The organism is Nocardia thailandica NBRC 100428, from assembly GCF_000308795.1.
GTDB lineage: Bacteria > Actinomycetota > Actinomycetes > Mycobacteriales > Mycobacteriaceae > Nocardia > Nocardia thailandica.
In genome coordinates this window covers 1-25823 of sequence record NZ_BAGK01000224.1, presented here as the reverse complement: position 1 = coordinate 25823, position 25823 = coordinate 1, and the positions used below count along the sequence as shown (strand labels likewise).

Annotated in this window: 29 protein-coding genes; 20 read left to right on the top strand and 9 right to left on the bottom strand. The window is 70.4% G+C overall.

Features of this window, described 5'->3' with window-relative positions; translation table 11 throughout:
* Nucleotides 1-16: 16 nt before the first annotated feature.
* From urtE to urtA, 5 genes are all read right to left on the bottom strand, one after another.
* Nucleotides 17-709, bottom strand: coding sequence for an urea ABC transporter ATP-binding subunit UrtE (urtE, locus tag ON36_RS25760; protein WP_043658728.1), 693 nt, complete (start codon nt 707-709; stop codon nt 17-19).
* Entirely contained in the window at nt 702-1511 is an 810-nt protein-coding gene (gene urtD, locus ON36_RS25755) for an urea ABC transporter ATP-binding protein UrtD (protein WP_043658726.1), read from the bottom strand. Before urtD ends, urtE begins: the two co-directional genes overlap by 8 nt.
* Entirely contained in the window at nt 1508-2683 is a 1176-nt protein-coding gene (gene urtC, locus ON36_RS25750) for an urea ABC transporter permease subunit UrtC (protein ID WP_083885424.1), read from the bottom strand. Before urtC ends, urtD begins: the two co-directional genes overlap by 4 nt.
* Nucleotides 2680-3564 (bottom strand): urea ABC transporter permease subunit UrtB, encoded by an 885-nt coding sequence (urtB, locus tag ON36_RS25745; RefSeq protein WP_043658723.1) that lies wholly within the window; start codon nt 3562-3564, stop codon nt 2680-2682. Before urtB ends, urtC begins: the two co-directional genes overlap by 4 nt.
* A 69-nt stretch (nt 3565-3633) precedes the next feature.
* Nucleotides 3634-4881: an urea ABC transporter substrate-binding protein gene (gene urtA / locus ON36_RS25740; RefSeq protein WP_043658722.1), complete on the bottom strand. Its 1248-nt coding sequence runs from the start codon at nt 4879-4881 to the stop codon at nt 3634-3636.
* A 363-nt stretch (nt 4882-5244) separates the two neighbouring features.
* Between urtA and ON36_RS25735 the strand changes: the two genes are divergently transcribed.
* The 3 genes from ON36_RS25735 to ON36_RS25725 all read left to right on the top strand — a co-directional run bounded on the left by ON36_RS25735 (nt 5245) and on the right by ON36_RS25725 (nt 8835).
* The gene (locus ON36_RS25735) at nt 5245-7071 is read left to right on the top strand and encodes an acyl-CoA dehydrogenase (protein ID WP_043658719.1); all 1827 of its coding nucleotides are present in this window, start codon (nt 5245-5247) and stop codon (nt 7069-7071) included.
* A gap of 184 nt (nt 7072-7255) precedes the next feature.
* Nucleotides 7256-7549 (top strand): helix-turn-helix transcriptional regulator, encoded by a 294-nt coding sequence (locus tag ON36_RS25730; RefSeq protein WP_043658716.1) that lies wholly within the window; start codon nt 7256-7258, stop codon nt 7547-7549.
* On the top strand, nt 7546-8835 hold the full coding sequence (locus ON36_RS25725) for a type II toxin-antitoxin system HipA family toxin (RefSeq protein WP_169334738.1): 1290 nt from the start codon (nt 7546-7548) through the stop codon (nt 8833-8835). The genes ON36_RS25730 and ON36_RS25725 overlap by 4 nt, the downstream gene beginning before the upstream one ends.
* Here the strand turns inward: ON36_RS25725 and ramB are convergent.
* Entirely contained in the window at nt 8828-10234 is a 1407-nt protein-coding gene (ramB, locus tag ON36_RS25720) for an acetate metabolism transcriptional regulator RamB (protein WP_043658713.1), read from the bottom strand. The genes ON36_RS25725 and ramB overlap by 8 nt on opposite strands.
* Nucleotides 10235-10330: 96 nt before the next feature.
* Between ramB and ON36_RS25715 the strand changes: the two genes are divergently transcribed.
* From ON36_RS25715 to ON36_RS25670, 10 genes are all read left to right on the top strand, one after another.
* Nucleotides 10331-11860, top strand: coding sequence for an ATP-dependent DNA ligase (locus tag ON36_RS25715; protein ID WP_043658710.1), 1530 nt, complete (start codon nt 10331-10333; stop codon nt 11858-11860).
* 64 nt (nt 11861-11924) lie between these two features.
* Complete coding sequence (locus ON36_RS25710) at nt 11925-13136, top strand: inorganic phosphate transporter (RefSeq protein WP_043658707.1); 1212 nt, start codon at nt 11925-11927, stop codon at nt 13134-13136.
* A 9-nt stretch (nt 13137-13145) separates the two neighbouring features.
* Nucleotides 13146-13427 carry a hypothetical protein gene (locus ON36_RS25705; protein WP_043658704.1) on the top strand — a complete coding sequence of 94 codons (282 nt, stop codon included), beginning with the start codon at nt 13146-13148 and terminating at the stop codon, nt 13425-13427.
* Nucleotides 13424-13762, top strand: coding sequence for a DUF3349 domain-containing protein (locus ON36_RS25700; protein WP_043658701.1), 339 nt, complete (start codon nt 13424-13426; stop codon nt 13760-13762). Before ON36_RS25705 ends, ON36_RS25700 begins: the two co-directional genes overlap by 4 nt.
* Nucleotides 13763-13766: 4 nt before the next feature.
* Nucleotides 13767-14075 carry a DUF3349 domain-containing protein gene (locus ON36_RS25695; RefSeq protein ID WP_043658699.1) on the top strand — a complete coding sequence of 103 codons (309 nt, stop codon included), beginning with the start codon at nt 13767-13769 and terminating at the stop codon, nt 14073-14075.
* A gap of 147 nt (nt 14076-14222) precedes the next feature.
* A complete protein-coding gene (locus tag ON36_RS25690; protein WP_083885420.1) occupies nt 14223-14798 on the top strand; it encodes a TetR/AcrR family transcriptional regulator in 576 nt (191 codons plus the stop codon).
* Between the two features lie 71 nt (nt 14799-14869).
* Nucleotides 14870-15649, top strand: a complete 780-nt coding sequence (locus ON36_RS25685) for an ABC transporter ATP-binding protein (protein ID WP_052314351.1) — start codon at nt 14870-14872, stop codon at nt 15647-15649.
* Nucleotides 15646-16392, top strand: a complete 747-nt coding sequence (locus ON36_RS25680; RefSeq protein ID WP_043658694.1) for an ABC transporter permease — start codon at nt 15646-15648, stop codon at nt 16390-16392. Before ON36_RS25685 ends, ON36_RS25680 begins: the two co-directional genes overlap by 4 nt.
* The gene (locus ON36_RS25675) at nt 16389-17201 is read left to right on the top strand and encodes an ABC transporter permease (RefSeq protein ID WP_043658692.1); all 813 of its coding nucleotides are present in this window, start codon (nt 16389-16391) and stop codon (nt 17199-17201) included. Before ON36_RS25680 ends, ON36_RS25675 begins: the two co-directional genes overlap by 4 nt.
* 63 nt (nt 17202-17264) lie before the next feature.
* Nucleotides 17265-18338 (top strand): ABC transporter substrate-binding protein, encoded by a 1074-nt coding sequence (locus ON36_RS25670; protein WP_043658690.1) that lies wholly within the window; start codon nt 17265-17267, stop codon nt 18336-18338.
* 8 nt (nt 18339-18346) lie between these two features.
* Here ON36_RS25670 and ON36_RS25665 read toward each other — a convergent pair whose 3' ends face one another.
* Entirely contained in the window at nt 18347-19366 is a 1020-nt protein-coding gene (locus ON36_RS25665; protein WP_052314350.1) for an XdhC family protein, read from the bottom strand.
* A 14-nt stretch (nt 19367-19380) separates the two neighbouring features.
* Complete coding sequence (locus ON36_RS25660; RefSeq protein ID WP_245558201.1) at nt 19381-19989, bottom strand: nucleotidyltransferase family protein; 609 nt, start codon at nt 19987-19989, stop codon at nt 19381-19383.
* 115 nt (nt 19990-20104) lie between these two features.
* Here ON36_RS25660 and uraD point away from each other — a divergent pair, with 115 nt between their 5' ends.
* From uraD to ON36_RS25635, 5 genes are all read left to right on the top strand, one after another.
* Nucleotides 20105-20596, top strand: a complete 492-nt coding sequence (gene uraD, locus ON36_RS25655) for a 2-oxo-4-hydroxy-4-carboxy-5-ureidoimidazoline decarboxylase (protein WP_043658688.1) — start codon at nt 20105-20107, stop codon at nt 20594-20596.
* A complete protein-coding gene (gene uraH / locus ON36_RS25650) occupies nt 20593-20910 on the top strand; it encodes a hydroxyisourate hydrolase (RefSeq protein ID WP_043658686.1) in 318 nt (105 codons plus the stop codon). The genes uraD and uraH overlap by 4 nt, the downstream gene beginning before the upstream one ends.
* 6 nt (nt 20911-20916) lie before the next feature.
* Complete coding sequence (pucL, locus tag ON36_RS25645; protein WP_043658685.1) at nt 20917-21822, top strand: factor-independent urate hydroxylase; 906 nt, start codon at nt 20917-20919, stop codon at nt 21820-21822.
* The gene (locus ON36_RS25640) at nt 21810-23183 is read left to right on the top strand and encodes an 8-oxoguanine deaminase (protein ID WP_245558200.1); all 1374 of its coding nucleotides are present in this window, start codon (nt 21810-21812) and stop codon (nt 23181-23183) included. Before pucL ends, ON36_RS25640 begins: the two co-directional genes overlap by 13 nt.
* Nucleotides 23184-23290: 107 nt before the next feature.
* The gene (locus ON36_RS25635; RefSeq protein ID WP_043658684.1) at nt 23291-24136 is read left to right on the top strand and encodes an FAD binding domain-containing protein; all 846 of its coding nucleotides are present in this window, start codon (nt 23291-23293) and stop codon (nt 24134-24136) included.
* Between the two features lie 11 nt (nt 24137-24147).
* On the opposite strand, the gene ON36_RS25630 is transcribed toward ON36_RS25635, so the two are convergent.
* Nucleotides 24148-24549 carry a winged helix-turn-helix transcriptional regulator gene (locus ON36_RS25630; protein ID WP_043658682.1) on the bottom strand — a complete coding sequence of 134 codons (402 nt, stop codon included), beginning with the start codon at nt 24547-24549 and terminating at the stop codon, nt 24148-24150.
* A gap of 101 nt (nt 24550-24650) precedes the next feature.
* Here ON36_RS25630 and ON36_RS25625 point away from each other — a divergent pair, with 101 nt between their 5' ends.
* Together ON36_RS25625 and ON36_RS25620 are read left to right on the top strand one after the other, a co-directional pair.
* Entirely contained in the window at nt 24651-25601 is a 951-nt protein-coding gene (locus ON36_RS25625; RefSeq protein ID WP_043658681.1) for an NADP-dependent oxidoreductase, read from the top strand.
* Nucleotides 25598-25823: (2Fe-2S)-binding protein (locus ON36_RS25620; RefSeq protein WP_043658679.1), on the top strand; the 226-nt coding region annotated here is incomplete at its 3' end. The genes ON36_RS25625 and ON36_RS25620, both read left to right, overlap by 4 nt.

The window sequence follows — 25823 nt, the reverse complement described above, 5'->3', positions numbered from 1 at the left end:
CCATGGCGGTGTCCGCTCAGATGGTCATCGCCGTACGGACCGCCGACTCCGCGCCCGCGCCGCCCGCGCCGGTGGACCCGACCCGACCCGAATGCAGCACGTAGTACTGCCCGGCGGCCTGCAACGCGAAGCCGATGTGCTGCTCGACCAGCAGCACGCTCAGCCCGCCGCGTTCGGTCAGCGCGATGATGGTGCGCTCGATCTCGGCGACCACCGAGGGCTGGATGCCCTCGGTCGGCTCGTCCAGGATGAGCAGCTTCGGCTCGGTGATCAGCGCGCGGGCGATGGCGAGCTGCTGGCGCTGGCCGCCCGAGAGCAGGCCTGCCTTGCGGGTCAGCAGCTCCCGGAGGGCGGGGAACAGATCGAGCGATTCGTCGATCAGTGCCTTGCCGCGCTTGCGGCCGTCGGCCACCACCTGCAGGTTCTCGGCTGTGGACAGCTGGGGAAAACTCTGCTGCCCCTGCGGCACGTAGGCGATGCCACGGGCCACCCGCTTGGACGGGGCGAGCTTGGTGATGTCCTCCCCGTCGAAGGTGATCCGGCCGGACTTGACCGGCAGCAGCCCGACGGCCGTGCGCAGCAGGGTGGTCTTGCCCGCGCCGTTGTGTCCCATCACGGCGACGACGCTGTCGTCGGGCACCGTGAGGTCGACCCCGTGCACCACTTCGGTGCGTCCGTAACCACTACGGACGGCATGCAATTCAAGCATCGGCGGGCTCCTCCGAGACGTCCAGGTTGGCGGTGCCGAGGTAGACCTCCTGCACCTTGGGATCGGCCTGAACCTGTTCGACGCTGCCCTCGCTGAGCACCTGCCCGCCGGCGAGCACGGTGACCGAGGTGGCGAACTGGCGCATGAAATCCATGTCGTGCTCGACGACCACGACGACCCGGTCGCCGCCGATGCGGCGCAACAGGTTCCCCGTCTCCTCGCGCTCCTCGGCGCTCATGCCGGCGACGGGTTCGTCGAGCAGCAGCACCGAGGCGTTCTGGACCAGCAGCATGCCGATCTCGAGCCACTGCTTCTGCCCGTGCGCGAGCACGCCCGCGGGGGTGTCGCGCAGGGCGGTGAGCCCGGTGGTCTCCAGCGCCTCGTCGATGCTGGGCAGCACCGACTTCCGCTTCCGCAGCAGCGTCAACGGCGAGCGGCCCGCGCCCGCGGCGATGTCGAGGTTCTGCAGGACGGTCAGCTGCTCGAACACGCTCGCGGTCTGGAAGGTCCGGCCGACCCCGAGCCGGGCGATCCGGTGGACCTTCTTGCCCAGCAGTTCGGTGCCCGACTTCTGCGCCGACCCGGTCGCCGGGACCAGCCCGGTGATCGCGTCGATGAGCGTGGTCTTGCCCGCGCCGTTGGGGCCGATGAGAAACCGCAGGTCGCCCTGGAGCACGGTCAGGTCGACCTCGGTCACCGCCTTGAATCCGTCGAAACTGACCGACAGGCCACGGATCTCGAGATACTCGCTGTCCATGCCCGCGTTGCCGCCCGCCCTCGGCTCGTGTGCGGGTTCGCTCATCGTGCCGCCACCTTCTCGTCGTCCGGCGCCGCGGGCGCCGGTTCTGTTCGGATCTCCGGTTCGGCCTCGCTCGGCCCGAACCGGCTCTGCCACAGGGCCTTCAGCGTGGGCCACAGGCCGGCCAGGCCCGCCGGGACGAAGCCGACGACCACGATGAACAGCACGCCCTGCAGATAGGTCCAGCCCGAGGGGAACTCCTCCGACAGCGTGGTCTGCGCCCAGGCGACGCCGATGGCGCCGAGCACCGGTCCGAGCAGGGTGGTCCGGCCGCCGATGGCGACGCCGATCAGGAAGGCGATCGAGGGCACGATGCCGATGTCGGCGGGGGAGATGATGCCGACGATCGGGGTGAACAACGCGCCCGCGATCCCGGCGAGGAAGGCGGCGACGACATAGGCGACGATCTTGATGTTGGCCGGGTCGTAGCCGAGGAAACGCACCCGCTCCTCCTGGTCACGCACCGCGACGAGCAGTTCGCCGTAGCGGCTGTGCATGAGCTGACGGATCAGGGCCACCACCAGCAGCAGCGCGGCCGCCGCGATGAAGAACAGCATCCTGCGGTTGGCCGGATCCGACAGCTTGAATCCGAAGAAGGCCCGGAAATCCGAGAGGCCGGTGAACCCGCCGAGGCTCTGCTGGCCGGTGAGCCAGATGGCCATGGCCGCGGCCAGCGCCTGGCTGAGGATGGCGAAGTAGGCGCCCTTGACCCGGCGCTTGAACACGCCGTAGCCGAGCACCGCCGCGACCAGCGCGGGCAGCACCAGGATCGCCAGGATCGCCACCGGCGCCGAGGAGAACGGCTGCCAGAACACCGGCAGTTCGCTGATGCCCGCGATCTCCATGAACTCCGGGACATCGTTGTGCAGCCGCGCCGCGTCGGCGAGCTGCATGTGCATGGCCATGATGTAGGCGCCGATACCGAAGAACACGCCCTGGCCGAGGGTCAGCATGCCGCCCCGGCCCCAGGCCAGCCCGATGCCCGCGGCGACGATGGCGAAGCACAGGAACTTCGCCAGCAGGTTGAGCCGGAAGTCGCTGAGCATCGCGGGCGCGACCCCGAACAGGATGACCGCGGCGATCGCGAAACCGGCCAGCGGAAGAATCGACGGGTGCGCCTTCAGGCGGCCTACGTGGTCACGCTGCGCTGCCGCCTCCGGCCGCTGACCGCTCATGCCAGGCTCCTTGTCCGCACGGTGAACAGGCCCTGCGGGCGGACCTGCAGGAAGATGACGATCAGCACGAACACGATCACCTTGGCGATCGAGGCGGTCGTCGAGTATTCGATGAACGAGTTGAGCAGGCCGAGCGCGAAGGCCGCGATGACCGTGCCCTTGATCTGCCCGAGCCCGCCGATCACGACGACCAGGAAGGCGTCGATGAGGTAGCTCTGGCCGATGGTCGGGCTGGTCGAGCCGATCAGGGTCAGCGCGACACCGGCGACCCCGGCCAGGCCCGAACCGATGAAGAAGGTGCTGATATCGGTGAAACGGCTGGAGATGCCGCTTGTCTCGGCCAGCCCGCGGTTCTGCACGACGGCCCTGATCCGCCTGCCCATCGGTGTTGTCTTGAGCACGGTGGCCAGCGCGGTCACCGCCACGATCGCCAGCACGAGGATGAAGATGCGGGTCTTGGGTACGACCGCGCCGGCGATGGTGATGCCGCCGCTGAGCCATTCGGGCGCGACGACGTTCTTGGCGGGCGCCCCGAAGATGTCGCGGGCGGCCTGCTGCAGGACGAGCCCGACACCGAAGGTGACCAGCAGCGTGTCGAGCGGCCGGTCGTACATCCAGCGGATGAGCCCCATCTCCAGCGCCGCGCCGAGGACGCCGCCCACGGCGAACCCGACGAACAACGAGACGAACAGCGAGACACCGGCCGACGAGATGACCTGCTGCACGACGTAGGTCGTGTAGCACCCGGCCATGATGAACTCGCCGTGCGCCATGTTGATCACGCCCATCTGACCGAAGGTCAGCGACAGGCCGAGCGCGGCGAGCAGAAGAATCGATCCGAGGCTCAGCCCGGTGAAGAGCTGGCCGACAAGCACATCCATACCTGGACCCTTCGTGGTCGAGCCCGGTGCCGGCGTCCCCTCATGACCGCCGGCACCGGAGCTGCGGGGTTACTTCAGGCCCTTGGCCCAGTCGTAGGTCTTCAGGTACGGGTCGGGGGTGATGGCCTTGCCGGAGTCCCACACGGTGTAGATGAGCCCGTCGGGCCGGATCTCGCCGATGCGGGCGGTCTTGGTGATGTGGTGGTTGGCGCCGTCGATGGTCACCAGGCCCTCGGGCGCCTCGAAGGTGACGCCGTCGGCGGCGGCCTGGACGTCGGCGACCGCGAAGGACTTGGCCTTCTCCACGGTGTTCTTCCACAGGAAGACCGAGGCGTAGGCGGCCTCCATGGGATCGGAGGTGGGCTTGTCGGCGCCGAAGGCGGCCTTGTAGTCGGCGACGAACTTCTTGTTCGCCGGGGAGTCGACGGTCTGGTAGTAGTTCCAGGCGGTCAGCTGGCCCGCGATGTTCTGGGCGCCGATGCCGGCGACCTCCTCCTCCGCGATGGACACCGAGACGACCGGCATGTCGGCGGCCTTGAGGCCCGCGTTGGTGTACTCGCGGAAGAACGCGACGTTGGAGTCGCCGTTGAGCGTGTTGAAGACCGCGCCCGCCTTGGCGTTACGGACCTTGTTGACGATGGTGGAGAAGTCGGTGGAGCCGAGCGGGGTGTAGTCCTCGCCCTTGATCTCGATGCCGTTGGCGGCGGCGTAGGCCTTGATCTCGCGGTTGGCGGTCTGGGGGAAGACGTAGTCGCTACCGACGAGGTAGAGCGACTTGATGCCCTTCTGCTTGAGGTAGTCCAGCGCGGGCACGATCTGCTGGTTGGTGGTGGCGCCGGTGTAGAAGATGTTCTTGCTGTCCTCCAGGCCCTCGTACTGAACGGGGTAGTAGAGCAGCGAGTTCAGGGTCTCGAACTTGGGCTTCATGGCCTTGCGGCTCGACGAGGTCCAGCCACCGAAGACCGCGGCCACGCAGTCCGCGCTGATCAGCTTCTCGGCCTTCTCGGCGAAGGTCTTCGGGTCCGAGGCGCCGTCCTCGAGGACCAGTTCGATCTTCTTGCCGAGCACACCGCCCGCCGCGTTGATCTGGTCGACCGCGAGCTTGGTCGAATTGGCCACGGTCACTTCGGAAATCGCCATCGTTCCGGAGAGCGAGTGCAGTGAACCGACCTTGATCGTGTCCTTGGTCGTGTCGACACAGGACGCCGCGGTCGATGTGCCGCCGTCGTCCTTGGCGCCGCAGGCGGTCAGCAGCAGACCGGCCATCGCGACCGCGGCAGGTACGGCAAGCACCTTGACCATGCGGGATTGTGACATGGGTGGACCCTCTCCTCATCAGGTGTAACTCCCGGCGCAAACGCGCCGCGACGAGTACAGCCGCCAGGTCCCCTCCGCTCGGTGTACACCGGGCTGTATACAGCGGCTGTACTCGTGATTCGGAACGATAGGCGGGACTTGTTGCGCCGGAATATCTCTCGGTGACGTGTCCATTTCGCCTGTTTCATCCGTGTGAACCTTTTCTGAAACGCGTTCCACCCCGGCGGTGAGGCGGGCCGCCTGCCCGGCGTGGCTACGGTTGCGTAGCCGAGCGCGGGTGCGGCAGGCTCTGAATTCGTACGACGTCGAAAAGCCGGATCGCTCGGCGACGGGCCGGGCGAGCTCAGGTCGAGGAGGAGCCCAGTGGGGCACTACAAGGCGAATGTGCGCGACATCGAGTTCAACCTGTTCGAGGTTCTCGGTCTGGACAAGCTGCTGGATTCCGGCGCCTACGGCGACCTGGACAGCGAGACGGTGCGCGAGATCCTGGCCGAGGTGCGACGGCTCGCCGAGGGGCCCATCGCCGAATCCTTCGCCGAGGCGGACCGGCACCCGGTCGTCTACAACAACGACACCTTCGACATCACCGTCCCCGATCCGCTGCGCAAGACGGTCGAGGCGGTACACGAGGCGGGCTGGTACAAGCTCGGCCTCCCCGAGGACATGGACGGCACCCCCGCGCCCAACGCGCTGGTATGGGCCGTCAACGAGATGACCTTCTGCGCCAACCCGGCCGCGAGCTTCTTCAACATGGGCCCGCTGATGGGCTCGGTGCTCTACGACATCGGGACCGAGGAACAGAAGCGCTGGGCCCGCGCCGGTTTCGAGCGCGGCTGGCAGGGCACCATGGTGCTGACCGAGCCCGACGCGGGCTCCGACGTCGGCGCGGGCCGCACCAAGGCCGTCGAGCAGGAGGACGGCTCCTGGCACATCGAAGGGGTGAAGCGTTTCATCTCCGGCGGCGACCTCGGCGATCTGGCCGAGAACATCTTCCACTTGGTGCTGGCCCGCCCCGAGGGCGCGGGCCCAGGCACCAAGGGGCTGTCGCTGTTCTACGTCCCGAAGTTCCTCTTCGACCCCGAGACCTTCGAGCTGGGCGACCGCAACGGCGTCTACGTCACCAACCTCGAACACAAGATGGGCCTGAAGTCCTCGCCCACCTGCGAACTGACCTTCGGCGGGACCGACGTGCCGGCCAAGGGCTGGCTGGTCGGCGGGGTGCACAACGGCATCGCCCAGATGTTCAAGGTCATCGAGAACGCGCGCATGACCGTCGGCGTGAAGTCGTCGGGCACCCTGTCCACCGGCTACCTCAACGCCCTTGCCTACGCCAAGGAACGGGTGCAGGGCGCGGACATGACCCAGATGACCGACAAGACCGCGCCGCGCGTCACGATCACCCACCACCCGGACGTGCGCCGCTCGCTGGCCCTGCAGAAGGCCTACGCCGAGGGCCTGCGGGCGGTCTACCTCTACACCGCCGCGCATCAGAACCCCGAGGTGGCCGAGCTGGTGTCGGGCGCGGACCCGGAGCTGGCGCACCGCGTCGACGACCTGCTGCTGCCCATCGTCAAGGGCGTCGGCTCCGAGCGGGCCTACCAGCTGCTCACCGAATCGCTGCAGACCTTCGGCGGCTCGGGGTACCTGCAGGACTACCCGATCGAGCAGTACATCCGCGACGCCAAGATCGACTCGCTCTACGAGGGCACCACCGCCATCCAGGCGCAGGACTTCTTCTTCCGCAAGATCCTGCGCGACCGGGGGACGGCGCTGGCCCACGTCGACGGCCGGATCACCGCCTTCCTCGACGCCCCGAGCGGGCGCTTCGAGGCCGAGCGGGCGCTGCTGCGCACCGCGCAGGCCGACATCCAGGCGATGGCGGCCTCCCTCACCGGCTACGCCATGGCCGCCCAGTCCGAGCCGCGCGAGATCTACAAGGTCGGCCTCGGCTCGGTGCGCTTCCTCATGGCCGTCGGCGACCTGCTCATCGGCTGGCTGCTGCTGACCCAGGCCGAGATCGCCGCCGCGGCCCTGCCGTCGGCGAGCGAGAAGGACCAGCCGTTCTACCGGGGCAAGATCGCCACGGCGAGCTTCTTCGCCAAGAACGTCCTGCCCGAGCTCACCGCCGTCCGCGGCGTGCTGGCCACCCTCGACAACGACATCATGGACCTCGACGAAGCGGCCTTCTGACCGTGCGCGCGCGGGCGTGGCGGCCCCCTCCGGCCGCCACGCCCGCGGTCGGACGACGCGGCTCGCGGTGCGCTGCCGAGGCTGATGGCGACGGTCTTGCTCGGCTCCCGGTAGCGGGCTGCGGAGAGAGTTGGCAAGCGAACACGTGTTGTCGCCGTAAGGCGACAATTGATACTGTCGTCATATGGCGACAATTGAAGTGTTCCGGGCCGACGACCTCGGACCGGCCTTACGCGAGGTGAGGATCGCCGAGGACATCACCCAGCAAGCCCTGGCCTCGATGGCCGAGGTGGGGCGCCAATGGCTCAACGCGTTCGAGGACGGGCAGAAGAGTTCGGCCCCTCTCGACATGGTCCTGCGCGTGATCTCCGCCCTCGACGTATCCGTGACACTCTCCGGGCGGGCGCCGACCCGTCTGCCAGAAGGCGACGAAGACCCCATCGACCTCGACGCCATCGTCGACGGCACACCGCAATGACAGAAGAGCATGCGCTGCATGTGGTCATGAACGGCCGCGTCATCGGCGACGTCCGCCGAACCGGTCGACGACGAATGCGGCTCCGCTACGACGAGCACCTGCCCGAGCACTTCACCCCGCTGTCGATATCGATGCCAGGACCTGTCGGCCGCTACCGCGAGACCGCGCTCGATCCGTGGATGGAGGGGCTGCTGCCGGATCGACCGGAGACGTTACGTCAATGGCGTCGCCGTTTCGGCATCGCGAACGACAACAGTTCTTTTTCGCTGCTGTGCCATGTCGGCGAGGATGTCGCAGGTGCCGCACAGTTCGTTCGACCCGACCGGCTCGAATTCGTCCAGGAACGTCGAGGCGAACTCATCGAATTGGGCTCGACGCATATAGCGGAGATGCTGCGCAGGACGAAAGCCGACCTCCCTCCGTCGACAACCGACGACGCGACGGGCAAGTTCTCCCTCGCCGGAGCCCAGGCGAAGATCGCCCTCCACCGCACCGCCGACGGCTGGGCCGACCCGATCGGCGCCATCCCGTCGACACACATCATCAAGCCCTCGATCCCCACGATGAACGACCAGGACTTGGTCGAAGCGGTCACTCTGCGGACCGCGGCCGGCCTGGGGCTGCGTACCGCGACCTGTGAGATCACGGAGTTCGACGACGAGCGAGCCATCGTGGTCGCCCGCTACGACCGAGTACGGCGACACGATCGGTGGGTGCGTGTCCACCAGGAGGACATGTGCCAAGCCATGGGTATGTGGCCGACGCAGAAGTATCAGAGTCAGGGTGGCCCGGGCGCCGAGGTGATAGCGGACCTCATCCATCGCACCAGCGGACGTCCGGAGGAGGACAACCGCCGCTTCGCGCAGGCCCTCGTTTTCAACTGGCTGGTCTGCGGCACCGACGCGCACGCGAGGAACTATTCACTGTTGCTCAGCGGTGCGTCGGTACGACTCGCGCCGTTGTACGACCTGAACTCCCATCTCGCGTACTCGAACGGCTCGGGAAACGACCTGTCCATGAGCACTGGTTCGACATATCGAGCCGAGCGGCTCGGAGTCGGCGACTGGATTCGATCGGCACCCGCCATCCACGTCCAGCCGAACTGGCTGCGCGAGGAAATCGACCGCCAGCGCACCGGATTGATGGACGCGATGATCACCGCCACCCAGCAGGATGACATCGCCCGATACGACAGCCCGACCATCGCTCGACTGTTGACCAATACCGAGCGGTGGATCGATGGGATCCGGCCCGGATCGCCGACGTTTGCTCACGATCTCATTTGATGACGTAGGGCGATACCGAGCTGCGGTGCTCGCTGATGTCGAGGAGCTTGCCCAGCGGGGGGAAGGCGCGTTGGGGGCAGTTGGCGCGGACGCAGACGCGGCAGCCCGCGCCGATCGGCGTCGCCTTGGCCTCGTCGAGGTCGAGGCCGTCGGCGTAGACGACGCGGCCCGCGTGCCGCAGTTCGCAGCCGAGGCCGATGGCGAAGGTCTTGCTCGGCTGGCCGTAGCGGGTGGCGCGGCGTTCGACGGTGCGCGCGACCCACAGGTACTTGCGGCCGTCGGGCATCTGCGCGATCTGGATCATGATCTTGCCCGGATAGGCGAAGGTCTCGTAGACGTTCCACAGCGGGCAGGTGCCGCCGCTGGCGGAGAAGTGGAAGCCCGTCGCGGACTGGCGTTTGGACATGTTGCCCGCGCGGTCGACGCGGACGAAGGAGAACGGCACCCCGCGCAGCGACGGCCGCTGCAGCGTGGAGAGGCGATGACAGATCGTCTCGTAGCTCTGGGAGAAGAAGGCCGACAGCCGCTCGATGTCGTAACGGAAGGTCTCGGCGACCTCGTGGAAGTGCGTGTAGGGCAGCACCGTCGCCGCCGCGAAGTAGTTGGCGAGGCCGAGCCGGGCCAGCTTGCGGGCGTCGTCGCTGCCGAAATTGCCCTCGGCGACCAGGCGCTCGAGCAGCTCGCCGCACTCGAAGTAGGCCAGCTCGGCGGCCAGCTTGAACGTGCGCTGCCCGCCGGACAGGTGCGGGGAGATCTCCAGGTCGAGGGTGACCGGGTCGAAGCGGTGCAGCACGCCCTCGCCGAGGTCGATGCGTTCGGCGATCCGGACGCCGTGGCTGCGCAGCAGGCGCGCGATCTCGGTGCTGACGTCGCCGCCGTGGAACCGGATGCGGGCGGTGAGCCCCTCGGCGGCGGCATCCAGCTCGTGGATGTAGTTCTGGCGCTGGTAGAAGTAGTCGCGCACTTCCTCGTGCGGCTTGCTGATCGCGCCGCTGCCCGAGCCGTCGGAGAAGCGGTCCTCGGTCGCCGCGGCGAGCTGGGCGCTGGTGTTGCGGTAGCGGTTGTGCATGGCGACCAGGGCGCGGGCCATGCTCGGGTGCGCGGACACCATGTCGGCGATCTCGCGGGTGTCGGCCTCGATCCCGAGCTCGGCGTCCATGACCACCTCGGACAGTTCGGCGATGAGCCGGGTGTCGTCGTGGGTCGCGAAGAAGGTCGGGTCGACGCCGAACAACTCGCTGATGCGCGCCAGCACCGGCACGGTCAGCGGGCGGACGTCGTGCTCGATCTGGTTGAGGTAGCTGGCCGAGATGGCGAGCTGCTGGGCCAGCGCCACCTGGCTCAGGCCGCGTTCGGTTCGCAGCTGACGCAGCCGCGCGCCGACGTAGGTCTTGGCCATGCGACCAGATTATGGGTGTTTTCGCATCCTTGCCAACGGGTTCTTCACACGACGTGTTGAACGCGCCGTGTCGGTGGGCCGCGCTACGGTCGGCAGGTGCTGTTCAGCGATGTCGTCGCGGCCTCGGCGGCGGTACGGGAGACCAGGTCGCGCAAGGCCAAGATCGCCGCGCTGGCCGGGCTGCTCGCGGCCGCCGACCCGGCCGAGATCGAGCCCGTGGTCGCGTGGCTGTCCGGAGAACTGATCCAGGGCCGGATCGGGACCGGCTGGCGCACCCTGACCGCCTTGGAGATCGCGCCGGGCGAACGCCCCGTGCTCGAGGTCGGCGCGGTGGATTCGGCGTTCACCGAGCTCGCCGCGGTCACCGGGTCGGGCTCGGCGGCCCGGCGCAGGGACCTGCTCGCCGCCCTGTTCGGCGCGGCCACCGCCGACGAGCAGTCCTTCCTGCTGCGCCTGCTCACCGGCGAACTGCGCCAGGGCGCGCTGACCGCGGTGGTGCTCGAGGCGGTCGCCGCGGCGACCGGGATCGAGTCCGAGCTGGTCCGGCGGGCCTTCATGCTCTCCGGTCAGCTGCCCGTCACCGCCGCCGCCGCGTTCGGCGGCGGTGCGGACGCGCTGGCGGCGTTCCGGCTCGAGGTCGGCAGGCCGGTCCAGCCGATGCTCGCCTCGCCGGGCTCGTCGCTGGACGAGGCGCTGGCCGAGCTGGGCCCGCAGGTCAGCCTGGAACACAAACTCGACGGCGCCCGCATCCAGGTGCACCGCGACGGCGACCGGGTGTGGGTCTTCACCCGGACCCTGCGCGACATCACCGCGAGCGTGCCCGAGCTGGTCGAACTCGTGCGCGGCCTCGACTGCGGCAGCGTGGTGCTCGACGGCGAGACGCTCGCCCTCACCGACGCGGGCAGGCCGCGGCCGTTCCAGGAGACGATGAGCCGTTTCGCCACCGTCGGCTCGACCGCCGAACTGCTCCTGCACCCGTACTTCTTCGACTGCCTGCACCTCGACGGCGAGGACCTGCTCGACCGGCCGCTGCGCGAACGGCGCGCGGCGCTGGCCGCCGCGGCGGGCCCGCACGTCGTGCCGGGCGTGCTCGCGCCCGACCCGGAGGCGGCCGCCGAGTACTACGACGGCGCGCTCGCCGCGGGCAACGAGGGCCTCATGGTCAAGGCGCTCGACGCGCCCTACGCGGCGGGCAGGCGCGGCCGGTCCTGGCAGAAGATCAAGCCCGCCCACACCCTCGACCTGCTGGTCATCGGCGCCGAATGGGGATACGGCAGGCGCACCGGGTTCCTGTCCAACCTGCACCTGGCCGCGCGCGACCCCGAGACCGGCCGGCCGGTGATGGTCGGCAAGACCTTCAAGGGGCTCACCGACGTCCTGCTGCGCTGGCAGACCGAGGAATTCCCCCGTCACGAGTCCCACCGCGACGAACACACCGTCCACCTGCGCCCGGAACTGGTCGTCGAGATCGCGCTCGACGGGATCCAGGCCAGCACCCGGTACCCCGGCGGGGTGGCGCTGCGCTTCGCGCGGGTCGTGCGGTACCGGCCCGACAAGGACCCCGCCGACGCCGACACCATCGACGCGGTGCGGGCCCTCGGTGTGAGTCGCCCCACGACGTCCTAGGTGGCCAGGAGACTTTCCGGCAACGGTTTGGCAATTCGGCACAGGCGTACGACACACTGTGGGGGTGAGCGCCGAATTACTGGTCCTGCTGATCGTCATCGTCACCGCTCTCGCCTTCGATTTCACCAACGGCTTCCACGACACGGCCAACGCCATGGCGACCTCCATCGCCACCGGCGCGCTGAAGCCGAGGGTCGCGGTGGCGCTGTCGGGTCTGCTGAACCTGGTCGGCGCGTTCCTGTCGGTGTCGGTGGCGGCGACCGTGGCCAAGGGGATCGTCCAACTGGACGACGTCGGCGGGCAGGACCTGTTGATCATCGTCTTCGCCGGCCTGGTCGGCGGCATCCTGTGGAACCTGCTGACCTGGCTGTTCGGCCTGCCGTCCAGTTCCTCGCACGCGCTGTTCGGCGGTCTCATCGGCGCCACCATCGCCGCGCTCGGGTTCTCCGGTGTCGTCTGGGCCTCGGGCTCGCAGGGCGTGCTGGTCAAGATCGTCATCCCGGCGCTGCTCGCCCCGGTGATCGCCGCGATGGTGTCGGCGCTGGGCACCTTCCTCGTCTACCGGATCACCCGCGGCACCGAGCACGCCAAGACCGAGCAGGGGTTCCGCTGGGGCCAGATCGGCTCGGCCTCGCTGGTCTCGCTGGCCCACGGCACCAACGACGCGCAGAAGACCATGGGCGTCATCTTCCTCGCCCTGGTCGCCTACGGCTCGGTCGACGCCGACGACCACCTGCCGCTGTGGGTGATGGCATCCTGCGCGGTCGCGATCGCGCTCGGCACCTACCTCGGCGGCTGGCGGATCATCCGCACCCTCGGCAAGGGCCTGGTCGAGATCGAGTCGCCGCAGGGCCTCGCCGCCGAGTCGACCTCGGCCGCGATCATCCTGACCTCGGCGCACTTCGGCCTGCCGCTGTCGACCACCCAGACCGCCACCGGCGCCATCCTCGGCACCGGCATCGGCAAGGGCGCGGAGGTGCGGTGGGGCGTGATGGGCCGGATGGCGGTCACCTGGATGCTGACGTTGCCCGCCGCGGGCGTGGTCGGCGCGATCTGCTGGGCCATCGCCCACCTGATCGGCGGCCTGCCCGGCGTGCTGGTGGTCTTCGCGCTGCTGATCGGCCTGTCGCTGACCATCTACCTGCGGTCGCGGCGCGACCCGGTCGGCACCCACAACGTCAACGAGTGGCCGGGGGAGCAGGCGGCGCCGCCGGTCCCGCCGTCCGGTCCCGCAGCGGATGCGGAGCAGCCGCGCGTCGACCAGAATCACGGGTAGGAGCGCGCCGTGCACACGCTGATCAACAATGTGAGCTCGCTGTGGAAGGTGGTCCTCGCCGCGCTGGTGCTGGGCGCCGGGCTGCCGATGGTGTTCGCCTTCGCCGTGCGCTGGTGGGGCAACGCGGAGACCGTCGACGCCGACGGGCGGGTGCGGCGCAACTACGTCGCCTTGGCCGGCGCGCTGATCTGCGTCGTGGTCATCGTCGTCGCGATCGTCACCGGCGTCCTGTTCACCGCGAAGGACTTCATCGCCCACCAGACCGGGATCCAACTGTTCGGAGGGAAATGACCGAGGACGCGAAAGTCCGCCCGAATGTCCTGAAGCGCGTCCTGCAGTGGTTGCGCGCGGGGTATCCCCAGGGCATTCCGCAGTCGGATTACGTCGCGCTGCTGGCGGTGCTGCACCGCCACCTCACCGACTACGAGGTGGCCGCGGTCGCCGAGACCCTGATCGAGTCGAACCCGGAGCGCGAGGCGATCGGTCACGACGAGATCGAGGCCGCGATCGCCGAGTACGCGAAGGAGCGGCCCTCCCCGGACGACGTCGCCCGCGTCGCCACGCATCTGGCCGAGGGCGGCTGGCCGCTGGACACGCCACTGGACGTCACCGCCGACGAGAGCTGATGCCATGAGCCCGCTCCCCTTCCTGAGCGCGATCGTCGCCTGGCTGCGGGCCGGCTACCCGGAGGGTGTGCCGGAGTCCGACTACATCCCGCTGCTGGCGCTGCTGCGGCGCAGGCTGACCGACGAGGAGGTCGCGCGGGTGGCCGCCGACCTGATCGCCTCCGGCGAGATGCCGATCGACACGGCCGACGTCGGGGTGATGATCACCCGGATCACCGACGAGATGCCCGCGGAAAGCGATGTCGCCCGCGTCAGCGAGCGGCTGGCCGCGCACGCCTGGCCGGTGCGCCCGGCGGTCGAACCGCCGGAGTGAAAATCGGTGCGCCGCAATCCACCCGACCGATTGCGCGCCGCGCGCTAGCATCTACGGGTGGTGCGGCGCGGAACTGACATCGATAACGGCCGGAATTACGGCGGACTCACTCGGCAGCAGCGAGTCGCGCTGCGGCGCAGCAGATTGATGGACGCCGCGCTGGAATTGTTCGGCACCCAGGGCTATGCGGCCACCTCCATCGAGCGGTTGTGCGCCACGGCGAATGTGTCGACCCGCAGTTTCTACGAGGATATGGGCAGCCGGGAGGCATTGCTCATCGCGGTGGTGGACCGCATGAATTCCACCGCCCTCGAACGGCTCGGCGAGGCGCTCGACCGCACCGACGACGAGACGCTCGCGGTCCGCGTCGTGGAGAGTTTCCGGGCGTTCCTCGGCGTCACCTGCCGGGATCGGCGGGCCGCGCGGGTGTATTTCGTCGAGGTCGTCGGGGTGAGCCCGGCCGTCGAGGATTGGCGGCGTTCGCAGCGGCGTTCCATTTCGGCGGTGCTCACCTCCGAGGCGCAACGCGCCGCCGCGCGCGGCGAGGCGGGTGATCGCGGATTCCGCTTGTTCGCGCTCGCGGTGATCGGCGCGGTGAACTCCCTCGCGCAGGAAATGGTGCACGCGACGGTGCCCGGCGACGCGATTTCGGTGGACGAGATCTGCGAGGAGATCGCCTACTTCGTGCGTTCCGGACTGGCGATGCGGCCCGCCGTCGTCTGACGGGTACCCAGCCGTAACGGCCGCGCAATAGTGGCGGCCGCGACGCAATATCGGTGCAACGGGCGCCTTTTATGGTGGCGCCCATGGGTTCCGGTATCGAGATCAATGGGCTGACCAAGACGTTCCGGGCGGGCCGGGAAACCGTGCGCGCGCTGGATCGGGTCGATCTGCGGACCGGAGCGGGATCGTTCCTGTCGCTGCTCGGGCCGTCGGGGTGCGGCAAGTCGACGGTGCTGCGGATCCTGGCCGGGCTGGAGCTACCCGGTGGTGGGTCGGCGCTGATCGGGGGCCGCACGCCCGAACAGGTGCGGGCCTCGCACGAGCTCGGCATCGCGTTCCAGGACTCCGCGCTGCTGCCGTGGCGCAGCGTCGAGGCCAATATCGCGCTGCCCCTGCAGGTCGCGGGCCTGCCCGCCGCGCCGGGCCGGATCGCCGAGCTGATCGCCCTCGTCGGGCTGGAAGGCTTCGAGAAGGCCAAGCCCGCGCAGTTGTCCGGCGGGATGCGCCAGCGGGTCTCGATCGCGCGGGCGCTGGTGGTGCAGCCCTCGGTGCTGCTGCTCGACGAACCCTTCGGCGCGCTGGACGACATGACCCGGCAGCGCCTGAACCTGGAACTGCTGCGGATCTGGACAGAGAAACCCGCCACCACCCTCATGGTCACGCACGGCATCGCCGAGGCCGTCTTCCTCTCCGACGTGGTCGCCGTGCTGAGCCCCCGGCCGGGCCGGGTCCGCGAGGTGGTCGAGATCGACCTGCCCCGCCCGCGAACGCCCGAGATGATGCGCACCCCCGAGTTCCACCGCATCTGTGATCACCTGTCGGAGTTACTGTTCGGCGGGGCCGCGGCATGAGCCGGTTCGGTGGCGTTCTCGGGGTGACGGTGCTGGTCGCGGCCTGGTGGCTGGCCGCCGCGGCCGGCGTGGCGGGCGGGACCGTGCCCGGCCCGTGGACGGTCGCGCACACGATGTGGACCGACGGGTGGGCGCTGTACGGGCCCAACGTCGCGGTCACGGCGCTCGGCGCGCTGCGCGGGTTCCTGTGGGGGAACGGCCTGGCCATCGCGCTGGCCACGGCGATCGTGCTGGTGCCGCGGATCGAACCGCTGGCCACCCAGCTCGCGGTGCTGAGCTACTGCACCCCCCTGGTCGCCCTCGGGCCGATCATCCTCGTGGTGTTCGGCGGGCGCACCCCGACGGTGTTCCTCGCCGCGATGTACTGCTTCTTCACCACCATGGTCGGTGTGGTCGCCGGGCTGCGCTCGGCCGACCGCACCAGCCTGGAGCTGGTGCGGGTCTACGGCGGCGGGAAGTGGCAGCAGTTCGTCCGGGTCCGGGCGATCGCCGCGCTGCCGAACACCTTCGCCGCCCTGCAGATCGCCGCGCCGTCGGCGGTCCTCGGCGCCATCATCGGCGAGTACCTCGGCGGGGTCGACAGCGGCATCGGTGTCGCCCTCACCGCTGCGCAGACCGCCTACAACGTGCCGCGGACCTGGGGATTGGCGCTGGCCGCCGCCGCACTGGCCGGGCTCGGCTATCTGCTGATCGCGGCGCTGGCCCGGCTGGCCGCCCCCTGGACGGCGGGGGCGCGGGCATGAGGCCGGCGGCCCTCGGGGCGCTCGCCCGGGTGGGGCGCTTCCTGCTCCCGCTGTGCACCGCGCTGGTCCTGCTCACCGGGATCTGGTGGGTCTTCCTGCTCGCGTTCCCGCAGATCGGGCCCCGGGTCGGCAAGACACCGGCCGACATCTGGGCCTACCTCGTCACCGGGGACGGCGCGCCCGCCGCCCGCCGCGCCATCGGCGCCGACCTGGCGATCACGCTGCGCGACGCCGCGCTCGGCTTCACGGCGGGCATGGTGGCCGCGGTCGTGGTCGCCGCGCTGTTCGTCGTCTCGACCGCGCTGCGCCGGACCTTCCTGCCGGTCGCGGTGCTGTTGCGCTCGGTGCCGTTGGTCGCGCTGTGCCCGATCGTCGTGCTGATCTTCGGGCGCGGGCCGACCGGCGTCGCCGTGCTGTCGGCGATCGTGGTGTTCTTCCCGGCCCTGGTGATGATCATGGCGGGCCTGCGCTCGGCCTCGGCGCAGGCCATGGAAGTGGTGGCGGTGTACGGGGGTTCGCGCTGGGCGCAGCTGCGGCTGGTCGCGGTGCCCGCCGCGCTGCCGTCCGTGTTCGCCGCGGCGCGGATCTCGGTGCCCGGCGCGCTGATCGGCGCGCTGCTCGGCGAATGGCTCGGCAGCGGAGCCGGATTGGGCGCCGCGCTGGTCCGCGCGATTCCGATGTTCCAGTACAGCAGGCTGTGGGCCTCCATCGTGGTGGTGACCGTGATCTCGGTGCTGGTGTACGCGGCCGTCGGCGTCCTGGAGAACCTCGTCCTGGCGCGGCTGGGCACCCCCGCCGCGCGGGAATGACCGCGGCGGAATTCGGAACCTGCGGGAAAAGAGAACGAAACGGCGCGCTCCTAGATTCGCGCTATGACTCGCGTACCCCTGGATCGCCGTGCATTTCTCCGATACTCCGCGCTGACGGGTGCGGCCCTGGGCGGCGCGGGCCTGCTCGCCGCGTGCGGTGGCGGCGGCGACGGCGACACACCGAACGGCACCACCCCCGACGGGTCGAGATTCGGCACCGTGGCGGTGCAGCTCTCCTGGCTCAAGAACATCGAATTCGCGGGCGAGTACTTCGCCGATGCGCGCGGCTATTTCCGGGACGCCGGTTTCGGTTCGGTGAATCTCGTCGCGGGCGGCGCGGCCAGCACGTCCGTGGAAGCCGGTCTCGACACCGGCAAAGTGTGGCTGGGGCTGTCGGCGCCGCAGACGACGGCCCCCGCGGTTCTCGAGGGTCTGCCCGCCAAGATCGTGGCGGCCACCTATCAGAAGAATCCGTTCGCCATCGTCAGCTCGGCGGCCAGGCCGATCACCTCGCCCGCGGACATGAAAGGCCGCCGGATCGGCGTCCAGGACACCAATCAGCTGATCTTCAACGCCCTGCTCAGCGCCAACGGCATGAAACCCGGCGACGTCACGATCGTGCCCGCGCAATTCGACCCGACCCCGCTGGCCAACGGCGAGGTCGACGGCTGGGTCAGTTATGTCACCAACGAGCCGATCACGCTGACGGCGAAGGGTTTCGCCAATACCCATTTCCTGTTCGCCGATTTCGGGCTGCCGCTGGTCGCGGAGACGCTCACGGTCACCCAGAAGACGATCGACACCGAACGCGACAAGCTCAAGGCGTTCCTGACCGCGGAGATCAAGGGCTGGAAGGACGCCGTCGCCGATCCCGCGGAATCGGCCCGGCTGGCCGTCGAGGTGTACGGCAAGGACCAGAAGCTGGACCTGGCCGAGCAGACCCTCGAGGCGCGGGCGCAGAACGACCTCGTCGTCTCGGCGGCCACGCGGACCGACGGCCTGCTGACCATGACCGACGCGCTGGTCGAGCAGAACATCGCCGCGCTGCGTACGGCGAAGATCGACATCACCGCCGCGCAGCTGTTCGACCTGTCGGTGCTGCGCGAGGTGTACGCGGAGAACCCGGGGCTGCGTTAGCCCCGGCCTCAGATGGCCAGGCCGACCGAGTGGGCCCCGTAGGAGTGCCGCGAGGCGGTCTGGCCGAGGCCGTCGCGGGTGGACAGGAAGTCCGCGGCCACGAACACCGCGGTCTCGGCGGGGCTGCGCGCACCCTGCTCCAGCCCGGCAGGCACGTGCAGCCGCGACAGCGTGTCGTCGTCGAAACCGCCCGCGCGCAGGTCGTCGAGCCGGCGGGCCTGGTCGGCGGGGGAGCCGAGCGCGGCCAGGTAGCCGAGTTCGGGCAGGCGCAGCGCGACGGTCAGCAGCGGGATCTCGAACCGGGGCTCGTTGGCGAGGACGACGATGCCGGTGGTGCTGTCGATCTCGCCCGCCGCGGCCAGGGTGTTGAGGTAGCGGTGCGGCCAGTCCACCACGACCTCGGCGCCGGGGAAGTTGGCCGGGTCGGCGAATTCGGGGCGCGAATCGCAGATGCTGACCCGGTAGCCGATCATCCGGGCCTGGACCGACAGGGTGGCCGCGAAGGCGTTCGCGCCGAAGATGATCATGCGCGGCGGCGGGGAGTACGAGGCGACGAACAGGTCGGACTCCGGCAGCGCGACCAGCTCGGTGGCGTGCTTGCGGTCGGTGATCAGATGCTGGCCGATGACATCGGGGTCCTGATTCCAGACCACGGTGAACACGGTGACCCGGCGATGGGCCTGGATATCGGCGGCGACGGCGGGGAATTCCGGGAAATCGCGGCAGGAGAACGGCTCGATGAACACGTCGACGAGGCTGCCGTCGTCGGCGCCCGATTCCATTCCGGTGATCAGGCTGTAGCGGCGTAGCTCGCGGACACCGGTCCGCGCGGCCTCCTGGGCCGCTTCGTAGAGGGTCTCCTCGAGCCGGCTCGCGCCGAGCGTGCCCGAGACACCGCCGTTGGGCATGACCAGCATGGCCGCCCCGATCGGCAATGCGCTGGCGCCGATATTCCGGACCACGGTGGCCATGCCACCGGTTCGGCCCGAATGCCACACCCGCAGAAGGTCATCGACGATGTCGCGCATTTCTCAAACTCCGATCACCGTGCGCCGACCCCCGGGAAATCGCGATCGGCCCCTGTCGCCAAGTCGTCGCACGTGACGCACACCATATCCTGCCGGGTGCCCAAATAGGAACCGGCTCCCTTGTCGCCTACGGCGGTGGCCAAAACGCCGGTCCAGTGCTTGTTCTCTATCACAGCCGGGTGTCCCGGTGTGTCGTGGAACACAGCCCGTGCGAGGCCCGCCGGATTTCGCAGGGCGGCGTCGAGAACTCTTGACACCACCCGCGCGTTCATATCCGGAATGTCCACCGGAAGTATTGCCACGTAGCGGGTTCCGGCAGCGGCGGCGACACCGAGCCCGGCGCGGACGGTGGCGCTCAATCCGGTGGCCCAATCCGGCACCCAGTGCCAGGCGGTCGCCGGGTCCAGGCCGGCCGCCGCCGGGTCCGGGCCGGTCGCGCCGAGCAGGACGACCACCGGATCGCAGCCGCCCTCGCGCAGCGCGGCCACCGCCGACTGCAGCCAGGTGCCGCCCTCGGCCAGCACCTTGGGGCTGCCGTAGCGCGTACCCGCACCGGCGGCAAGGACCAGACCGGTGCACGAGCGGTCGGTCGACCGGTTCGGGGCACGCATGCGCGCGACCATAGGCCCGTCGTGTTGCCGGACGATTACGGATGCGTGCCGCTACGGCGACGACACGCCAAAGTGAGAAATCCCTGCTCCGGTGGCATTCCGGCGGGGTCTGGCCGATGCTGGCTGCATGGACGGCGACGCGATCGGAGTTGAGGCGTTCAACCGGCTGGCGACCCCGGCGGCCGAGCGATTGCTCGCCGCCTGCTGCGCGGCGCCGGAGTGGGTGCGGGCGCTCGAACGCGGCAGGCCCTATCCGGACCGGGCGGCCCTGCTCGCCGCCGCGGACGCCGCGCTGGCCGCACTCGGCGAGGAGGGCCTCGACGCCGCCCTCGCCGGGCACCCCCGCATCGGCGAGCGGGTCACCGCGGGCGCCTCCGCGCGCGAGCAGGCCGGGGTGCGCGGCGACCGGATCCGGGCCCGGCTGGCCGAGGCGAACCGCGTCTACGAGGAGAAATTCGGGCACGTCTACCTGGTGTGCGCCGCCGGGCGCGACGGGGAGGAACTGCTCGCCGTGCTCCAGGCGCGGCTCGGCAACGACCCCGCGACCGAAAGGCAGGTCATGAGAACGGAATTGGGCAGGATAAACCGGTTGCGGCTGATCGATCGGGTGACCGGATGACCGGGCTGAGCACGCACGTCCTCGACGCCGTGCGCGGCCTGCCCGCCGCCGGGGTCGCGGTGACCCTGTTCCGCGGCGGCGAGGCCGTGGCCTCGGGTGCCACCGACACCGACGGCCGTATCGGGACATTGGCCACGGAATTGCCGGACGGTGTCTACCGCCTTTCCTTCGACACCGGTGAATATTTCGCCAGGACCGGGACCGACACCTTCTACCCCGAGGTCTCCATCACTTTCGCGGCGCGCGGCGAGCGGCATCTGCACGTGCCGCTGCTGCTGTCGCCGTTCGCCTTTTCCACCTATCGAGGGAGCTGATAATTCATGCCGTTGAGCGGTCCGATCGTGTTGTCCGACAATCGGTACGGGAAGGCCGAGAACCGGGTCGTCCGTTTCTTCCGTGGCGGTCCACGGCACGAGATCCGCGACGTGAACGTCTCCACGACGCTGCGCGGCGACTTCGCCGCCGCCTACACCGACGGTGACCAGCGCCAGGTGCTGCCCACCGACACCCAGAAACACATGGCCTACGTGTTCGCGGAGAAGCAGGGCCTGACCACGGTCGAGGACTACGCGCTCGCGCTCGGACGGCACTTCACCGACACCGTCGGGCCGGTGCGGTCGGCCCGCGTCGACGTGGACTCCTACGGGTGGCAGCGGGTCACCGTGGACGGCGCCGGGCACGACCACGCCTGGGTGCGGCAGGGGCCCGAGGTGCGCACGGTCGCGGTCACGGTGGCAGGCACGGGCGCGGAGCAACGGGCCTGGGTGATCGGCGGGATCTCCGACCTCGTGGTGCTCAAGTCCACCGGCTCGGAATTCGCCGACTTCTACACCGACGAGTTCACCACCCTCGCCCCCACCGACGACCGGGTGCTGGCGACCGCACTCGACGTGCGGTGGCGCTTCGCCGAGATCGAGGGCGTCGACTGGGACGAGGTCCACGCGGGTATCCGCGCCCGGCTGCTCGCGGTCTTCGCCACCCAGTACTCCAAGGCGTTGCAGCAGACGCTGTACGCCATGGGTTCGGCGGTGCTCGAGGAGTTCCCGGTGCTGGCCGAGATCCGGTTGTCCGCGCCCAACAAGCACCACTTCGCCTACGACCTCGAACGATTCGGCATCGACAATCCGGGCGAGGTCTTCTGGGCGGCGGACCGGCCCTACGGTTCCATCCACGCCACCCTGGCGCGCGCCGACGCGCCGGACGCGGGGCCCGCGTGGACGATCTGAGCGCAACGCCGGACGCCCCGGCGGATCTGGTGATCGACGGCTGCGCCGTCGTCACCGTCGACGCGGCGGGCACCGAATACGCCGACGGCTGGGTCACGGTGCGCGGCAACCGGATCGAGGCGGTCGGCAGCGGTCCCGCGCCGCCCGCGCTCCGCCGCCTCGACGGGCGCGGCTGCCTGCTCACGCCGGGGCTGGTCAACACGCACCACCACCTCTACCAGTGGATCACCCGGGGGCTGGCCGCCGACGACACGCTGTTCGAGTGGCTGACCACGCTGTACCCGGTGTGGTCCCGGATCGACGAGAAGTCGGTGGGGATCGCGGCCACCGGGGCGCTGGTGTCGCTGGCCCGCACCGGCTGCACGACCACCGCCGACCACCACTACGTGTTCCCGCGCGGCGGCGGCGACCTGCTGGCCGCCGAGATCGGGGCCGCCGCCGAGGTGGGGCTGCGCTTCCACCCGACGCGGGGTTCGATGGACCTGGGCCGCAGCCAGGGCGGGCTCCCGCCGGACGAGGTCGTCGAGTCGCTCGACGCCATCCTCGCCGCGAGCGAGCAGGCGGTGCGGGCCTGGCACGACCCGGGCTTCGACGCCATGGTGCGCGTCGGGCTGGCGCCGTGCTCGCCGTTCTCGGTCACCGCGGACCTCATGCGCGAATCCGCCGCCCTCGCCCGCGAACTCGGGGTGCGCCTGCACACGCACCTGGCCGAGACCCTCGACGAGCAGGAGTACTGCCTGGAGACCTTCGGGTGCACCCCCGCCCAGTACATGGAGCAACTCGGCTGGACCGGGCCCGACGTCTGGTACGCGCACGCCGTGCACCTCGACGACGAGGCCGTCGCGGGACTGGCCCGCACCGGCACCGGCGTCGCGCACTGCCCGACCTCCAACGGCAGGCTGGGCGCGGGCATCGCGCGCACCGCCGACCTCGTCGCCGCCGGGGTGCCGGTCGGCCTCGGTGTCGACGGCGCCGCAAGCAACGAGTCGAGCTCGATGATCGAGGAACCGCGCAACGCCCTGCTCTACGCGCGTGCGGCGGGCGGCCCGCGCGCCATGACCGTGCGCGGGGCGCTCGAGCTGGCGACCATGGGCGGCGCCCGGGTCCTCGGCCGGGCCGCCGAGATCGGCTCGATCGAGCCGGGAAAGCTCGCCGACCTGGCGCTGTGGCGGCTGGACACCGCGGCACACGCGGGCATCGCCGACCCGGTGGTCGCGCTGGTCCTCGGCGCGGCGCCGCCGCTGGCCGCGCTGCTGGTCGACGGCCGGGAAGTCGTGCGCGACGGGATCCTGCGCACGGTCGACGAGCCGGCGGTCGGCGCGGCGGTGGCGGCGGCCCAGGCGGAGCTGGTGCGCGGCTGAGAGATATATCGGCGGATTAACGGCGACGCAATCTGGACCGGGTGTCGCGCAACATCGGGGCAACTCCACGAGCCTAGATTGGGGTGACGACGCGAGTGAGGTGGGACGTGGATCTGGATACCGTCACCGAGGTCGTCACGGCCACCGGGCGCGGCGACCTGGCACAGCTCGGCGGATCGTGCGCGGTGCTCGCGGGCGGGACGTTCCTGTACTCCGAGCCGCACGACCACCTCGATCGCCTGGTCGACATCACCACCCTGGGCTGGCCCGCCCTCGTCGAATACCCCGACGGGCTCGAGATCGCCGCGACCTGCACACTCGCCGAGTTCGCCGGCGCCGCGCCGGGCCGGGAACTCGGCGCCGCCCGGCGGCTGCCGGGGCTGCCCGGCACCGATCTGTTCGCCGCCTCCTGCCGCGCGCTGCTCGCCTCACACAAGATCTGGCGCACCGCGACGGTCGGTGGCAACGTCTGCCTCTCGCTGCCCGCGGGCGCGGTGCTCGGCGCGCTCGTCGCCCTCGATGCCACCGCGTTGCTGTGGCGGGCCGACGGCGAGCGGCGGATTCCGCTGCGCGACTTCGTGCTCGGGCCCGGCGTGAACGGGCTGACGCCGGGGGAGGTGCTGCGCTCGGTGTTCGTGCCGCAGGCGAGCCTGTTCTCCCGGACGGCGATGCGCCGCATCGCGCTGGCTCCCCAGGGCCGCAGCGGGTCGGTCGTCATGGGCCGGCTCGCCCCCGACGGCACCTGCGCGCTGACCGTCACCGGCGCCACCGTGCGGCCGGTGGTGCTGCGCTTCCCCGCCCCGCCGACGGGATCGGCGGCGCGTGCGGCCGTCGACGCGATCGCGCCGATGCTGTGGTTCGACGACCCGCACGGCGCCCCGGACTGGCGCGCCCACGTCACCGGCCTGCTGGCCGCCGAGGTGGCCGAGGAACTCGGCGCGGGTGCGCCATGACGCGGCCCGGCTCAGTGCTCGCGGGTGTCGTAGGCCGTCCGGGCGGCCAGTACCCGGTCCATGTTGCGTTCGGCCCAGTCCTTGATGGTCCGCATGATCGGCACCAGGTCGGCGCCGAGCGGGGTGAGGGCGTACTCGACGCGGACCGGGACCGACGGGGTCACGGTACGGGTCACCATGCCGTCGCGTTCGAGGTTGCGCAGGGTCTGGGTCAGCATCTTCTGGCTGACGCCCGCCAGGCGGCGGTCGAGTTCCGCGTAGCGCATCGGGCCCTCCGACAGCGCGACGATCGCCAGGCTCACCCACTTGTCGCCCAGGCGGTCCAGCAGGCCACGGGCCGGGCAGGCGGCCAGGTAGGCGTTGTAGGCGGCGGCCTCGTCGGCGCGGCGCTGGGCGGCGGTCTGTGTAGTCACGGCTCTCCCGGGGGTGCGGTACGCACTCCGGAGTACGTACTTCCCGATAGAGAGTAGCTCTCCCTAGGTTCGGTGAGACGACCCCGAGGAGAGGACGAACGATGCGCGCAGTGGTGGTACGGACATTCGGCGGACCCGAGGTGCTCGACCTGATCGAGGTCCCGGTGCCCGAGCCCGGCCCGGGCCAGGTACGGATCCGGGTGGCGGCCGCCGCCGTCAACCCCGTCGACCTGGCCACCCGGGCCGGGGTGCTCACCGAGGCGGGCCTGATGGCGCCGCGCGCGGTCACCGGGATCGGCTGGGACGTGGCGGGCACCGTCGACGCGGTCGGCGCGGACGTCGCCGGGTTCACGCCGGGCGACGCGGTCATCGGGCTGCGTGACCTGCTCGATCGCGACCTCGGCGGCTACGCCGAGTACGTCGTCCTCGACGCAGGCGCCGTCGCGCCCGCCCCGGCCGGGCGGACCCCGGTCGAGGCGGCGACCCTGCCCCTGAACGGGCTGACCGCGACCCAGGCCCTCGACGCGCTCGACCTGGCGCCCGGGCGGACGCTGCTGGTCACCGGCGCGGCGGGGGCCGTCGGCGGATTCGCCGTCGAACTCGCCGCGCGCCACCGCGGCCTGCGGGTGCTGGCCGTCGCGGGCGCCGCGGACGCCGACGCGGTGCGCGCGCTCGGCGCCACCTGGGTGGTCGACCGGGCGGTCCCCGACCTCGCGGACGCCGCGCGCGCCCTCGTCCCCGGCGGCGTCGACGCCGCGCTGCACACCGCGGGCCCGGCACTGCCCGCGCTCGCGGCCGTCCGCAATCGGGGTGGTTTCGTCACGGTGGTCGGCGGGGTCGATCCGAAACCCCTGCGCGGCATCGCCGTCCGGCACACGTGGATCGCCGCCGACGGGCCCGCGCTCGCCCGGCTGTCCGCCGCGGACCTCACGCTGCGCGTCGCGGACACGCTGCCGCTCGACCGCGCGGCCGAGGCACACGCCCGCCTGGAACGGGGCGGCCTGCGCGGCCGCCTGGTGCTCACCGCGCCCGGAACCGGAGGTGGCTCATGAGATTCGAGCTCGACGGGCGCCCGGTCGACGCGCGACCGGCGCCGGGCCAGTGCCTGCGCACGGTGTTGCGCGACCAGGGCGCGCACGCGGTGAAGAAGGGTTGCGACAGCGGTGACTGCGGCGCCTGCTCGGTCCTGCTCGACGGGGAGCCGGTGCACTCCTGCCTGATCCCCGCGCACCGCGTGGCGGGCCGGGCCGTCACCACCGCCGCCGGTCTCGGCA

Bases quoted from the DNA above. Each gene is read 5' to 3' on its own strand.
- urtE (WP_043658728.1), bottom strand. From the start codon at position 709: ATGCTTGAATTGCATGCCGTCCGTAGTGGTTACGGACGCACCGAAGTG.
- urtD (WP_043658726.1), bottom strand. From the start codon at position 1,511: ATGAGCGAACCCGCACACGAGCCGAGGGCGGGCGGCAACGCGGGCATG.
- urtC (WP_083885424.1), bottom strand. From the start codon at position 2,683: ATGAGCGGTCAGCGGCCGGAGGCGGCAGCGCAGCGTGACCACGTAGGC.
- urtB (WP_043658723.1), bottom strand. From the start codon at position 3,564: ATGGATGTGCTTGTCGGCCAGCTCTTCACCGGGCTGAGCCTCGGATCG.
- urtA (WP_043658722.1), bottom strand. From the start codon at position 4,881: ATGTCACAATCCCGCATGGTCAAGGTGCTTGCCGTACCTGCCGCGGTC.
- ON36_RS25730 (WP_043658716.1), top strand. From the start codon at position 7,256: ATGGCGACAATTGAAGTGTTCCGGGCCGACGACCTCGGACCGGCCTTA.
- ON36_RS25725 (WP_169334738.1), top strand. From the start codon at position 7,546: ATGACAGAAGAGCATGCGCTGCATGTGGTCATGAACGGCCGCGTCATC.
- ramB (WP_043658713.1), bottom strand. From the start codon at position 10,234: ATGGCCAAGACCTACGTCGGCGCGCGGCTGCGTCAGCTGCGAACCGAA.
- ON36_RS25700 (WP_043658701.1), top strand. From the start codon at position 13,424: ATGACCGAGGACGCGAAAGTCCGCCCGAATGTCCTGAAGCGCGTCCTG.
- ON36_RS25695 (WP_043658699.1), top strand. From the start codon at position 13,767: ATGAGCCCGCTCCCCTTCCTGAGCGCGATCGTCGCCTGGCTGCGGGCC.
- ON36_RS25690 (WP_083885420.1), top strand. From the start codon at position 14,223: ATGGACGCCGCGCTGGAATTGTTCGGCACCCAGGGCTATGCGGCCACC.
- ON36_RS25685 (WP_052314351.1), top strand. From the start codon at position 14,870: ATGGTGGCGCCCATGGGTTCCGGTATCGAGATCAATGGGCTGACCAAG.
- ON36_RS25680 (WP_043658694.1), top strand. From the start codon at position 15,646: ATGAGCCGGTTCGGTGGCGTTCTCGGGGTGACGGTGCTGGTCGCGGCC.
- ON36_RS25675 (WP_043658692.1), top strand. From the start codon at position 16,389: ATGAGGCCGGCGGCCCTCGGGGCGCTCGCCCGGGTGGGGCGCTTCCTG.
- ON36_RS25670 (WP_043658690.1), top strand. From the start codon at position 17,265: ATGACTCGCGTACCCCTGGATCGCCGTGCATTTCTCCGATACTCCGCG.
- ON36_RS25665 (WP_052314350.1), bottom strand. From the start codon at position 19,366: ATGCGCGACATCGTCGATGACCTTCTGCGGGTGTGGCATTCGGGCCGA.
- ON36_RS25660 (WP_245558201.1), bottom strand. From the start codon at position 19,989: ATGGTCGCGCGCATGCGTGCCCCGAACCGGTCGACCGACCGCTCGTGC.
- uraD (WP_043658688.1), top strand. From the start codon at position 20,105: ATGGACGGCGACGCGATCGGAGTTGAGGCGTTCAACCGGCTGGCGACC.
- uraH (WP_043658686.1), top strand. From the start codon at position 20,593: ATGACCGGGCTGAGCACGCACGTCCTCGACGCCGTGCGCGGCCTGCCC.
- pucL (WP_043658685.1), top strand. From the start codon at position 20,917: ATGCCGTTGAGCGGTCCGATCGTGTTGTCCGACAATCGGTACGGGAAG.
- ON36_RS25625 (WP_043658681.1), top strand. From the start codon at position 24,651: ATGCGCGCAGTGGTGGTACGGACATTCGGCGGACCCGAGGTGCTCGAC.